Origin of the sequence: Deinococcus radiodurans R1 = ATCC 13939 = DSM 20539, assembly GCF_000008565.1 — a bacterium.
GTDB classification, from domain to species: Bacteria; Deinococcota; Deinococci; order Deinococcales; family Deinococcaceae; genus Deinococcus; species Deinococcus radiodurans.
Genome location: NC_001264.1, coordinates 26,280 through 39,062, shown reverse-complemented (window position 1 = coordinate 39,062; position 12,783 = coordinate 26,280). Strand labels below are relative to the sequence as shown.

The 12,783-nt window shown below is 62.0% G+C and carries 8 protein-coding genes and 1 pseudogene; all 9 read right to left on the bottom strand.

Translation table 11 applies throughout. From position 1 onward, the window contains the following. Positions 1-39 precede the first annotated feature (39 nt). Positions 40-1,449, bottom strand: coding sequence for a sugar transferase (locus tag DR_RS13745; protein WP_227096824.1), 1,410 nt, complete (start codon positions 1,447-1,449; stop codon positions 40-42). Between the two features lie 40 nt (positions 1,450-1,489). Continuing rightward, entirely contained in the window at positions 1,490-3,160 is a 1,671-nt protein-coding gene (locus DR_RS13740; RefSeq protein WP_010889293.1) for a polysaccharide biosynthesis tyrosine autokinase, read from the bottom strand. Further along, positions 3,157-4,245 (bottom strand): mannose-1-phosphate guanylyltransferase, encoded by a 1,089-nt coding sequence (locus DR_RS13735; protein WP_027479721.1) that lies wholly within the window; start codon positions 4,243-4,245, stop codon positions 3,157-3,159. Before DR_RS13735 ends, DR_RS13740 begins: the two co-directional genes overlap by 4 nt. A 258-nt stretch (positions 4,246-4,503) precedes the next feature. Continuing rightward, a complete protein-coding gene (locus DR_RS13730; RefSeq protein WP_027479720.1) occupies positions 4,504-5,562 on the bottom strand; it encodes a glucose-1-phosphate thymidylyltransferase in 1,059 nt (352 codons plus the stop codon). Between the two features lie 182 nt (positions 5,563-5,744). Further along, a complete protein-coding gene (locus tag DR_RS13725; RefSeq protein ID WP_010889290.1) occupies positions 5,745-7,325 on the bottom strand; it encodes an L-glutamate gamma-semialdehyde dehydrogenase in 1,581 nt (526 codons plus the stop codon). Positions 7,326-7,403: 78 nt separating this feature from the next. Beyond that, a complete protein-coding gene (locus DR_RS13720) occupies positions 7,404-8,768 on the bottom strand; it encodes an acetyl ornithine aminotransferase family protein (protein WP_010889289.1) in 1,365 nt (454 codons plus the stop codon). A gap of 28 nt (positions 8,769-8,796) precedes the next feature. Beyond that, positions 8,797-9,315 (bottom strand): DUF4274 domain-containing protein, encoded by a 519-nt coding sequence (locus DR_RS13715; RefSeq protein ID WP_010889288.1) that lies wholly within the window; start codon positions 9,313-9,315, stop codon positions 8,797-8,799. A 3-nt stretch (positions 9,316-9,318) separates the two neighbouring features. Further along, a complete protein-coding gene (locus DR_RS13710; protein ID WP_027479718.1) occupies positions 9,319-10,773 on the bottom strand; it encodes a KamA family radical SAM protein in 1,455 nt (484 codons plus the stop codon). Between the two features lie 606 nt (positions 10,774-11,379). Further along, positions 11,380-12,478 (bottom strand): annotated as a pseudogene (locus DR_RS13705) (CaiB/BaiF CoA transferase family protein). Positions 12,479-12,783 lie beyond the last annotated feature (305 nt).

Sequence of the window (12,783 nt, the reverse complement as noted above, 5' to 3'; positions counted from 1 at the left end):
TCCCTCCCCTACAAATCAATTGTCGACCACTTGACACGCTTAGTACGCCCCCTTACCCATCAAAACAACACGTACTGTTTGTATTAAGATAAGTACATCTAACCAGGGTGTCCAGTTGGCAATATAAAATCTATCCATATCCAAACGCCTTTCAAATGTACTCTGACTGCGTTCATTGACCTGCCAGTAGCCTGTCATTCCAGGGTTGACCAAGAGAATTTCCCGAGCCATATTTCCCATTTTTGATTGTTCACGTGGAAGATAAGGCCGAGGACCGATCAAACTCATCTGTCCTAACACTACATTGAGGAGCTGTGGCAATTCATCCAAACTCGTTTTTCGCAAAAAGGCACCAATTCGAGTCACACGGGGATCATCCCGCAGCTTATGAAATTTCTCATATTCTGTGCGGCGAGCAGCGTCAGCAGCAAGTAGTTCTACTAGCCGCTCCTCAGAATTCTGGTACATACTTCTAAATTTGTAACAAGGGAAAGTCTTACCATTACGGCCAAGTCGCTCAGCTTTATAAATAGCTGGGCCTTTGCTATCCCAACGGATGAGAAATGCTATGGCTATGAGGATTGGAAAAATAAGGAACAAACCAACAACAGACAGCATCAAATCAAGCGCACGCTTGATCAATCGCGCCTGTACGCTCTTAAGGTTATTTTTGATCTCTAGGGTAGCAATGCTACCAATATTGTGCGGTTGTAAAGCTTGGTTGGGTACCCAGAAAAGATCAGGTACCACCCAAGTGAAAGGATAAACAGCATAGACACTATTGACTACCCGCTGCTGCACTTCAGCACGGGCACCTGGAATAGAAATCAGAGCTTGGGCCGTACGCGGCACGTTCAGGGCGTCGTCCAGAGTGCCGACGATAGGCACACCTTCGAGCAGGGTTCCATGCAGCGCGGGGTTATCGTCGTAGGCGACCACCGGATTAAGCCCATAAGCCGGGTTGCTCCTGAGGTGGGCGATGGTCAAGGCGGCAGTTTGCCCAGCCCCGATGACACTGATGGCCCGCCCGTACTGCCCGCCCCGGATCAGCAGGGAACGCAGGCCATAGCGGATCAGCAGCGCGAGGACCAGAATCAAACCCCACTGGAGCACCAGACCAAGCGCACTGGGCGCCAGCTGGTGCACCGCAAAAGCCGCCGCCAACTGAGCGCCCAGCAGCTGCACGGTTCCGACCGTATGCAGACGCAGCTCGGTCTGGGGCGAACGGCCGTAGCCGGGGTAGAGCCCCTGGTAGGCCCGCCATAGGATCCAGAAGCCCACCCAGATCAAGCTGTCACTCCAATTGAGAACTGGGCGACCCGTGGCCCTCAGAAAAAGTGAGGTCAGTTCCAACGCCACCACAGCACTGAGAAAGTCTCCTAGCACCAACGATAGAGACTGGGGCAATTCGGACAGACGTAGGGAACGGGTACTCCGGTCAGGAGCCATCCCCAGAGTGGACGGAGAAGACGAGCGCAAGCCCATGCCGTTACTGAGCGCTCTGCTTGCGCGGGCTATAGCCGTAGCCGTAGCTGTAAGAGTCTCTACTGGACGCCGACACCTTATTGAGAATGAAGCCCAGCATGGGCAAGCCTGAGCCCTGAGCGCGGCGGATGGCCTGACGCACCATCTGCACACTGGTCCGCCCTTCTTCGGTGATCAGGAGGACGCCATCGACATGCTTGCCGAGCACCAGGCCATCGGCAATCGCCAACAGGGGGGGGCTGTCGATCAGTACCAAGTCATACGCTGCGCTCCAACGAGAGAGCAAAGCGCTCAAGTCTGTGCGGTTGAGCAAGGCCAGGCTGTCATGCAGGCCTGGCCCGGCAGGCAGGACGTGGACATTGGCTTCCGCCTCCATTACCTGCACGTGCTCCGGTTGGCGCAGGGCGTCCTGAAAAGTGCGTACGCCCCCCTCACCCGTAAGCTGCACCCAGTGTTGGTCGCGGTCGTACTTCTCCCAGACTTCCTGCTGGGTACCTCGCCGTAGATCGGCGTCAATGACCAAGACCCGCTGACCACTGCTCGCCAGACCGTCCGCCAGGGTAGCCGTCAGGCTGCTCTTGCCTTCACCGGGCGCAGTCGAGGTGATCATAATGCGTTGGCCCCGCCGCTCCGAGAGTTGAGAAAGCAAATTGACACGCAAAAAGCCCACGGCTTCGTAGAGTCCGGCCGCACGGGCCGCACGGACGATCCCACTCATGACGATGTCACGCTGACGTAGACGCGGGATATTGCCCAGCACTGGGAAGCCCAGTTGCAAGAGGTCATCCTCACCCCGCACGGTCCGGTCAGTGACGGTCCGCAAAGCCGCCAGTCCGGTGCCCAGCAAGAGAGTCAACAAGCCCGCCAGGACGGCGTTGCGGGTCGGACGCGGCGCAACAGGCCGCAGTGGCTCGACGGCAGGAGCAACCAGTTCCAGAGAGCCAGCCACCCCTTCGGTCTGGATCGACGCTTGCGCCAGGTTGCGTTGGGTGTTGGCCCGCGCGGCGATCAGGGTCTGACGGTCCACCTCATCGAGATCGCCGGCGCCCAGCTGACGGTCGATCTCCGCTAATTGAGCACGCAGGCTCCGTTCGGCGCGCTGCAGGCCTTTGAGGGCCCGGCCCCGGTCCCAATTGAGCAGCGACTCGGCCGCCGCGTCGGCCAGAAAGGTGGCGGCGCGGGCAGTCGGCCCCTTGGCAGTGACGGTGTACACGCCGTTGGCGGACATATCCAGTCGGGACGAGAGCTCGATGGTCCGAAGTTCACGCTCCTGCAGCTCTTTTTGCAGGTCCCCACCGATCTCCTGACGCACCGGCTGAGGAAGCTCTGTGGTCTTCTGCACCCGGCGAATAATGTCCTGCATAACAACAGGGCCTTGCAGAGCTTCTTGCAGGGTGCCTTCGGGCAGCGTGGACGCCCGAACCAACGACTCGCCAGCACCCGGAATGCCACTCGTCCCAGCCGTCACCAGACTTGATGAGCTCTCGTATACATCTGGTTGTGACTTGGACCAGAAATAGACCGCTGGGGTCACGAGGGCCGTCGTCAGCAGAATCCAGGGCAGGCGACGCCGAATACCCTCCCATAGGGCGCTGAGTTCGATTTCCTGCTCAGCATTCTCAATGTGCAGGTCAGTGTTCGAGGGTGAAGGGTTGACTTTTTGAGAGGCGGTCATGCGAAACGCTCCAGTTCGGGGTGGGCTTTGAGTTGCTGAACGACTTTCTTGATGTCCTGGGTGCGGTCCTTGCGCACCACCAGGGTCACGTCCTCAGCCCGCACCACCACCACGTCATCGAGGCCGATGGTAGCGATCAGATCATCGCCGTTGGTGGTGTAGAGGATAGCGCCGCCCGTGTCCAGACCCACATGACGGCCCACAGCCACATTGTCTCCCTCACCTTTGAGCAGCCTTTCCAGCGCGTTCCAGTCGCCCAGATCGTCCCAACCGAACTCGGCAGGAATGACGGCCACTCGGTCTGACTTTTCCAGAATGGCGTAGTCGATGCTGATCTTCTCTAACTGGGGGAAAGTGGTTTGGAGTTGAACACGCCGGGCTGATGCAGTGCCCGCTGACATGACTTGGTGTAATTGCTTATAAAGCTGCGGCTGGTGCTGCTCGAACGCCGCCAGAATGCTCTGCACGCGCCAGATGAACATGCCGCTGTTCCAGGTGTAGCGCCCGGTATCCAGAAAGGCCTGAGCAGTCACCGCATCCGGTTTTTCAGTAAAGCGTGTGACCGAGAAAGCAGGCAGTTCACCGGGCTGCAAGACCTCGCCCTGCTGGATATAGCCGTAGCCGGTAGACGGAAAGGTAGGAGCGATGCCCACCGTCACCAGCCGTTCAGACTCCTGCGCCACTTCTATGGCCCGCTGAATGACGCGCTCGAAGGCCTCGACGTCTGTTACCCGGTGATCTGCCGGAAAAACACCCATCACAGCCTGGGGATCATCCTGAGCAATCCAGAGTGCGGCGTAGAGGATAGCGGCGGCAGTGTCCCGCGCCGCGGGCTCGACCAGCAGGTTCTCGATCGGCATCTCCGGCAACTGCTCGAGCACCTGAGAACGGTAGTCGTTGCCGGTCACGACCACCACACGGTCCTGTCCCCCGCCCAGCCGCGCCAGGCGGTCACTGGTGGCCTGCAGCAGACTGCGTCCCGACTCGTCGAGCGTCAGAAACTGTTTGGGGCGGTGGCGACGCGAAAGCGGCCAGAAGCGCTCGCCGCTCCCTCCCGCCAGAATGACTGGAACGAAACTACTCATCTGAACAGCTCCTCGGCAAGCGGTCGGCACATGGCATCAACGTACTTTAATGCCTGCCTCAGCGAACACATGCATGAGAATTTCTCATAAATTCGTCAGCTTTGTGGGCCTGATACGGAGCTGAACTCTTCTTCAGAGATGTCGGAAAAGCGCCGCCATCTCTTCCGCGCCGCTCAGCTCCGTATTTTCTTTGACTCACCCCGTTCGGAAAAACAGTTTGATGATCCAAACTCTTTTTCAAAGTGGTCTGAGTGGGGGTCAGGCCAACTCGACTACACTGGCATCACTGATCGTCAACTTATGGGTTTTGGGAAGTGTCCGGCCCCCACGCACCTGGGCTTTGACGCCGATCAGGCAATCCTGCAGACGAGTCTGCACATTCTCAATGACAACCCCACTGTCCACCGAGCTGTGCTCTATCTCGGCGTTGCGAATCACAGTTCCCCGCCCGATGCTGGTAAAAGGCCCGATGTAAGCGTCTTCAATAATCACATCCTCACCGATGATGACAGGGCCCACGATCTTGCTGCGCAGCACCTTCGACGAGGCCGGCACGATTACGCGGCCGGTCATGCGGGAGCCTTCCATATCGCCTTGAACATCGGTTTCGATTTGCTCGAGCAGCAGCCGGTTGGCGTCCAGCAGGTCCGCCGGGCGACCCGTGTCTTTCCACCAGCCCTCGACCCTCTGACCGACCACCGTCTGACCCCGTTCGATCAGGCCCTGGATGCCGTCGGTGATTTCATATTCACCCCGCGCAGAGGGGGGCATCACGTCGAGTACCTCAAAAATCTGCGGCGTAAAGCAGTACAGTCCCGCGACAGCCAAGTTGCTGGGCGGGTCTTTGGGCTTTTCGACCAGGCGAGTGATTTGCTCACCGTCGAGCTCAGCCACTCCAAAAGCTGTGGGATCAGCCACCTTGACGAGGGCGATCAGGGCTGCCGGGTGCTTCTGATGAAAGCTCTCAATGAAAGGACGAGCACCAAACTCAAAAAGGTTATCGCCGAGATAAACACAGAAGTCGTCTTGTCCTACCCATTCACGGGCAGTCAGGACGGCGTGACCTAAGCCAAGCTGATCGTGTTGATTGATCAGTGTGAGCTTTACATCACGAATCTCGCGCACCGCATGCTGGATCTCGTCACGCGTCACATCAGAAACCACGATGCCGATGTCGGTGATTCCAGCTTCAGTAAGCGTCCGAATCGCGTGGCGAATAATGGGTTGTCCGGCCACTCGCAGCACTGGCTTAGGGCGAGTAAAAGTCAGAGGACGCAAACGGGTGCCCAGGCCAGCTGCCGGGATAAGAGCCTTCATGAAAAGTATGCTAATGCCTGACCGCAAGTCAGCCGCTTACGTTCAGGCCAGCTCAATAAAAGATTCAGAATGGTTGCCAGTTTCAAATTGTTGAAGCGGTCATCAACCAAACAGCGAAATTGCCCTCTGCCCCATCCGTCCTGCTGTGGATGTTAGGGCAAAGAGCAAAATCAAGCAGCTACTCAATACTTTTGCGCCACCGTCTTCGTCTGGAGGAACCAAAACAGGTAATCAGGGCCGCCCACCTTAGCGTTCGTGCCGCTCATGCCGTAGCCGCCGAAGGAATGCGAGCCACTGAGCGCACCAGTGCATTTGCGATTGAGATAGAGGTTGCCGACGTGCATCAGCCGCCGCGCCTCGGTCAGTTTGTGGGGGTCGCGCGAATAAAAGGCGGCGGTCAGGCCGTAGTCCGAATCGTTGGCGAGGTCAATCGCGTGCCGCCAGTCGTCGGCTTTAGCGAAGGCGAGGACCGGGCCGAAAATTTCCTCCTGAAACAGCGGGTCTTTCGCGTCCACGTCGGCGAAGATGGTGGGCTGGATGTAGTTGGCGCTCGCCTCGCCACTGTCTGCCACCTCCATTTCTCCGCCGCCGCAGACGAGGCGGGCCGTCCCTTTGCCGTTTTCGATGTACTGCCGAATTCGGTTGGCGCTCCCCTGGTGGATGACCGGGCCGACGGCGGCGTTGTGCTCGGGCAAACCCACCTTCAGCGCTTCGGTCAGCGTCTTGACCTTTTCAAGCAGTGTGTCGTACACGCTTGCCTCAGCGATGACGCGGCTGCACGCGCTGCACTTCTGGCCGCTGTAGCCGAAGGTGGAAGCGACGATGCCAGCGGCGGCGGCGTCTAGGTCGGCATCAGCGCAGACCACGGTGGGGTCCTTGCCGCCCATTTCGGCAATCACGCGCTTAAGGAATTTCTGGCCGGGCTGCACCTTCGCCGCCCGTTCGTAGATGCGGCAGCCGATTTCGCGGCTCCCGGTGAAGGCGACCATCCGCACGTCCTTGTGGTCCACCAGCGGGTCGCCGAGCACATCGTCGCTTCCGGTGAGGAACTGAACGCAGTCACGCGGCAGCCCGGCCTCGAACAGCAGGCGAATGAGCAGCCAGGACGAGAGCGGCGTCTCGCTCGCGGGTTTCCAAATCACCGTGTTGCCCGCCGCCAGCGCGCCGAGGGCCATCCCCAGCGGAATCGCGCTCGGATAGTTCCAGGGGCTGATGACGGCGACGGCGCCGAGCGGCTCGTAAACGGTGGTCACGTGCTCGTCGGGCATGGGATAGACGGGTTTGCCCTGCGCCCACTTCAGCGTTTCGCGGGCGAACACCTCGCAGTGGTCCACACACTCGGCGATTTCGCCGTCGGCCTCGGCCCAGTTTTTACCGTTTTCGAGGCTCATGACGGCGTTCAGCTCCATGCGGCGCGAGCGCAGCAGTTGCGCGGCCCGCAAGAAGATGCTCGCGCGTTGCAGGGGGTCGGAAAAGCGCCAGCTCTGGAAGGCCTCGTTGGCGGCCCTGACCGCCTCATCGAGTTGCGCCGCCGTCGCGTTCTGGAAGTGCCAGAGCTGTTCGCCGGTCGCGGGATTGGTCACGGTCAAGGTGCCGTCGCCCTTCACCTGCTGCCCGCCGACGAGCAGCGGAAAGGTCTGTCCGGCGTATTTCTGACGGGCCTGCGCGTAGGCGGCGGTTTGCGCCTCGGCCACAGCGGGGTCGGCAAAGTCGAAGTAGGGTTCGTGCTGGAAGGGAAGCAGGCCGTCTAAGAGGGTGGACATGGTGGAACCTCCGGGGGTGGGAAAGCGGGAGAAAGCACTGGCGCGGTTGCCCGGCCAATGCCTTTGCCAAAAGCGCTGTTATTTCAGTTCTTGAAACACCCCGCGCATGATGTCCAACCCCGTCGCCGCTTCCTCGCGCGTCAGGATGAGAGGCGGGCTGATGCGGATAACCGCTTCGCCGCAGTCCAGGTTGAGCAGGCCCTTTTCAAACATCATCATGCTGGCCTGGTCGCGCAGGGCGCCGTCGGGGGAGCCGTCGGGCTTCACGAACTCGATGCCGATAAAGAGCCCCCGCCCGCGCACGTCGCCGATGAAGGGGAACTCGTCCTGCATTCCTTTCAGCTCGCCCAGGATGAAATCGCCCACCTGCGCGGCGTTGTCCATCAGGCTGTCGCCGCAGCCCTCGTGCTTCACCTGGCCTTCGAGTAGGTCCAGCGTCGCGTGCGAGGCCGCCGCCGCGACCGGGTTGCCGCCGTAGGTGGAGCCGTGCGAGCCGACGGGCCACGTCATCACGCTTTCTTTCGCCAGCAGCGCCCCGAGCGGCATGCCCGACGCGATGCCCTTGGCCGAGGTGATGATGTCGGGCTGCACGTCAAAATGCTGGAACGAGAACATCTTCCCGGTGCGGCCCATGCCCGCCTGCACTTCATCGAAGATGAGCATGATGCCGTGCTTGTCGCACAGGGCGCGCAGCCCCGGCAGGAAATCGGCGGGCGGCACGATGTAGCCGCCTTCGCCCTGCATCGGCTCCACGATGATGGCGGCCACCTCGTCGGCGGGCAAAATCCCCACGAACAGGCTTTCGATGTGGTCGATGACGGCCTGACCGCAATTTTCGGGCGTGCTGCCGAGCGGCGGACGGAAGGGGTTGGGGTAGGGCACGTGCGAGACGGCGGGCAGCAGCGGGCCAAAGCCGCGCTTGTACTTCGTCTTGGAGCCGGTCAGCGTAATCGCGCCGTAGGTGCGCCCGTGAAAGCTGCCCATCGTCGAGATGATGTGCTGACGCCCGGTGTGGTTGCGGGCGAGCTTGACCGCCGCTTCCACCGCCTCCGCGCCCGAGTTGGAGAAGAAGACGCGCCACTTTTCGCCCGGACGCTCGACATGCTTGACCAGACGCTCGGCGAGGCTGGTGGTGATTTCCTGCGGGTAGTCGGTCAGGCAGACGTGGGTGAATTTCTCGATTTGCCGCTGCACCGCCTGCACCACATGCGGGTGGGCGTGCCCGGTGGTGGACACCGCAATGCCCGCGAAGAAGTCCAGCATGGTGTTGCCGTCCACGTCGGTGAGCCACACGCCCTTACCAAAGTCGGGCACGAAGGGGTATGGGCGCATGTAGGACGTGGAGAGGGTGGCCTGGTCACGGGCCATGATTTCGGCGGTCTTGGGGCCGGGGAGGGAGGTCTTGAGGTCGGGCTGACGGGGTTTGGCTTGGGTGGCGGTCATGGGATAGCTCCTTGCAGGTTGAAAAAACTTAGGCCTCGGCGCTGCCCTGCTCGCGGGCATCAAGTTCGTCGTACACGAAGGCGGGAAGGCCGTTTATCCAGCCTTGCGTCAGGGCGAACTCGTCAATCTGGCGTCCAGGAATGGGGCGCTTGAGTTCTTCGGGAATGGGCGTGACCACCGGGACATCGGCGTAGTCACCAAGTCGCCCGGTCGGGTCATAGCCAAGGTCGGACTCTGCGAACTCGCCCGCGAGGAACATCCGCTCAATCTTCTTGACGAGGTTGTAGGTGAGCTGCGCGTGGGCTGGAACCTCACTTCGGGCGGCGTACTGAACGTAATAACCCGCTGCCAAATTCCAGTACATCGCCAGGGCGACGGCGCGGTCACATTTCCCGCTCCGCACCATCCAGCGCAGGGCGTCCACCGCGAAGTCGTAGTTGGTGTTCTCTACGAAGGCGAGCCACATATCCTGCGGTTGCTCTTCCAGCCAGTCCACGGTGATTTGTAACGCCGGGTCAAGGACGAGGGGCTTGGCCTTTCTTGCCACGCCTCAGTCCCCGCTGACCGGCTGCGGCGCCTGCACCATCCCGTCCGGCGCGGTGTCGCTCACGCCGCTCGTCATGTCGCCCGCGTGGGGCGCGCTGCCCCCGATGCCGTGCGCGGCCCACTTGTCTTGGCGGCTGTTCAGGCGGTGCTGTGTGGCGCCGGGGCGGTGGCGGCTTTCGCTGAATTCGCGCGGCTCGATGGAAATGCGCTCGCCTTCCATCAGGCCGAAGATGCCGGTCTGGCCGGGTTCCTTGCGAATCCAGTCGTCAGGAATCGCCATGTCGGGGCCGGTGTAATCGGTGGGCTCCGAGTAGGCGGCGATGTAGCCCTCGAAGTTGCGCAGAATCAGCTTCTCAGGGCTGTGCGAGAGCACGTAGTTGGGCGCCACCGGAATCTTGCCGCCGCCGCCGGGCGCGTCCACCACGTAGGTCGGCACGCTGTAGCCGGAGGTGTGGCCGCGCAGCGATTCCATGATTTCCAGACCCTTACTGACCGTGGTGCGCAGGTGCCCAGCGCCGTGCACGAGGTCGCACTGGTAGATGTAGTAGGGGCGCACCCGAATTTTGACGAGCTCGCGCAGCAGCTTTTGCATGATGACCGGGTGGTCGTTCACGCCGCGCAGCAGCACGCTCTGGTTGCCGAGCGGCACGCCCGCGCGGGTCAGACGGTCACACGCCTCGGCCACTTCGGGGGTGATTTCCTTGGGGTGGTTGACGTGAATGTTCATCCACAGCGGATGGTGTTCGGCGAGCGTGTCGCACAGTTCCTGGGTCACGCGCATGGGCATGAACACGGGCACGCGGGTGCCGATGCGGATGATTTCGATGTGCTCGATTTTACGAAGTTCGGAAAGCAGGCGCCCCAGCACCTTCGGCGCGAGTGTGAGCGGGTCGCCGCCGGAAAGCAGCACGTCGCGCACCTGCGGGGTGTTGCGCAGGTAGTTGAGCTGCGCCTCATACTCGGCGGGATTGAACGTCTCGGTGGGGTCGCCCACGATGCGGCTTCGGGTGCAGTAGCGGCAGTAGCTCGCGCACTGGGTCGTGACCAGCATCAGCACGCGGTCGGGGTAGCGGTGCACCAGCCCCGGCACGGGCGAGTGCTTATCCTCCGCGAGAGAGTCTTCCATCATGGAGGTGAACGGCTGGAGCTCCTCCTCGGTGGGAATCACCTGACGGCGCACCGGGCAGGTGGGGTCTTCGGGGTCCATGAGGGACGCGAAATACGGCGTGATGTCGAGGCGGAAAATGCCCTCGGCGGACGCACCCCGGTACTCGGACTCGGTGAGGGTCAGGACTTCCTGCAACTCCTCCACACTGTTGATGCGGTTCTTGAGCTGCCATTTCCAGTCGTACCACTGCTCGTCGGGTACGCCTTGCCATTTGGCGGCGCGGTGCCCACGCGGCAGCATCTGCTGGGCGCGGACGGTGGACTGCGGGTGCAGCAGGCGGGTTTCGGACATAGGGCACCTCCGGGCGCAGGGCACGCACAGGGGCGTGGCCCCCGCCTGATTCGCGGGGAGAAACGTTGTTGCTTGTTGGCAAGTGTAAAGGGAAACCCTGGCATCTGTAAAGCTCGGGTCACCGGGGCAGGCTTACACCCGGATGCTCTGAAATCGGATTGAAACCGTATCAGAGCCTGAAAACCACTGCGCAAACCGTGCTCACGTCACGCTCCGCCATGTGGATGGACTGGGGGCTGGGCCGGGCGTTTTCTTGCAACGACGCCTGCCTTCCCACACTGGAAACCGGGGACAAACCGGTGCTGGGCAGCGGCCAAGCCAACTGCAAGCCAACTGGGACGAGGCCCTGCCGCTGTACCTTCGCCTACAGCCCGCTGGCTCCTACGGCCCGCTGGCCCCCGGCCGGTGCAGGTGTTTTTCATCTGCTGGGGCCAGCGCCCGCATGCCGCGAGCAACCCGTGGGCGACGGCATAGGCCTCGCCACTCCCCTCCATCTCCTGCGCCGCAGCTTTGCCACTCCGTCCTGCTCGGTCTTTGGGCCTCGCTCTGGACTCAGCTCTCCGAGTCCGCTCGCTGGGAAGCCGCGCCATCTTTTTGTCCAATGCTCTAGCGTTCGCCGCGCTCGATGCCCAGTTCGGCGAGCACCTCCGCCGTGTGCTGCCCCGGCGTGGGCGGGCCGCGCCGCACCGGGAGACTCTGACCGCCGAAGCGCCAGGGGGGCGAGGTGACGGTGGTTTCCTCCAGCGCGGCGTGCGGCACCCGGACGGCGACCCCGCGCGCCTGGACATGGGGGTCTTCAAAGACCTCGTGCATGTTGTTGACCGGGCCGCAGGGCACGCCCGCCGCTTCCAACTTCTCGCTGAGTTGAGCGCGGGTGAAGCCCATCAGCGCGGGGAACAGTTCGGCGTTCAGTTCTTCGCGGCGGCGCACCCGGCCCTCGTTGGTCGCGTAGAGCGGATTGGCGGCCAGCGAGCCGAAGCCCAGCGCGGCGCAGAACTTTTCCCACAGGCTGTCGTTGCCCACGGCGAGGTTGATCAGCCCATCGGCGCACTCGAAGGTGCCGTAGGGGACGATGCTGGGGTGGTCGTTGCCTGCGGCCCCGGAATCTGCCCGCCAGTCAGGTAGCGGCTGACCTGGCTGGTACCAAGGGAAATGACGCCTTCGAGCAGGTTCACGTCCACCCGCGCGCCCTCGCCGGTGCGCTCGCGCTGGTAGAGCGCCGCCAGAATCGCCTGGGTGATGAGCGCCCCGGCGAACACGTCGGCCACCGCCACGCCCACCCGCTGCGGGGGGCGGCCCGGCTCGCCGTTGTAGCTCATCAGCCCACCGAGGCCCTGGGCAATCACGTCGTAGCCGGCGCGGTCGCGGTAAGGGCCGTCGAGCCCGAAGCCCGAAATGCTCGCCAGGATGATGCGGGGAAAGCGCGCGTGCAGCGTCTCCCAGCTGAACCCCAGGCGGTCGAACGCGCCGGGCCGGAAGTTCTCCACCACGATGTCCGCCGTGCCGAGCAGCGTCCACGCCGCCTCCACGTCTTCCTCGCGGCGCAGGTCGAGCAGCACGCTGCGTTTGTTGCGGTTCACACTCAGGAAATAGGTGCTTTCACGGGCCTCGCCATGTTGCTGAAAAGGCGGCCCCCAGGCGCGGGTGTCGTCGCCTGCGGCGGTTCCACCTTGACCACGTCGGCGCCCAGGTCGCCCAGCAGCATGGTGCAGTACGGCCCGGTCAACACCCGGGTAAAGTCGGCCACCCGGACACCGGACAGCGGCAGGCCAGCGGAATGCTCAGTCATACAAAGACCCCTCGGAAACAGCTCGGATTTAACCACTCGAATTGGATGCCGGGCAGTCTACGCCCGCGCCCGCGCCGCGCTGTGACCGGGTGTCGTTTTACAACTCGAAAGAGGGGAAGGGACAACGGAGAAAAGCCGACTAGAAGGGGTAAAAGACCTTTACTAGACAGCCACCGCTCACTCAACTGGACTCAGACAGAAAAACGCACCCTTACCCCTCG

Coding starts and splice junctions, on each gene's coding strand:
- DR_RS13740 (WP_010889293.1), bottom strand. CDS start 3,160: ATGACCGCCTCTCAAAAAGTCAACCCTTCACCCTCGAACACTGACCTG.
- DR_RS13710 (WP_027479718.1), bottom strand. CDS start 10,773: ATGTCCGAAACCCGCCTGCTGCACCCGCAGTCCACCGTCCGCGCCCAG.
- DR_RS13730 (WP_027479720.1), bottom strand. CDS start 5,562: ATGAAGGCTCTTATCCCGGCAGCTGGCCTGGGCACCCGTTTGCGTCCT.
- DR_RS13725 (WP_010889290.1), bottom strand. CDS start 7,325: ATGTCCACCCTCTTAGACGGCCTGCTTCCCTTCCAGCACGAACCCTAC.
- DR_RS13735 (WP_027479721.1), bottom strand. CDS start 4,245: ATGAGTAGTTTCGTTCCAGTCATTCTGGCGGGAGGGAGCGGCGAGCGC.
- DR_RS13720 (WP_010889289.1), bottom strand. CDS start 8,768: ATGACCGCCACCCAAGCCAAACCCCGTCAGCCCGACCTCAAGACCTCC.
- DR_RS13745 (WP_227096824.1), bottom strand. CDS start 1,449: ATGGCTCCTGACCGGAGTACCCGTTCCCTACGTCTGTCCGAATTGCCC.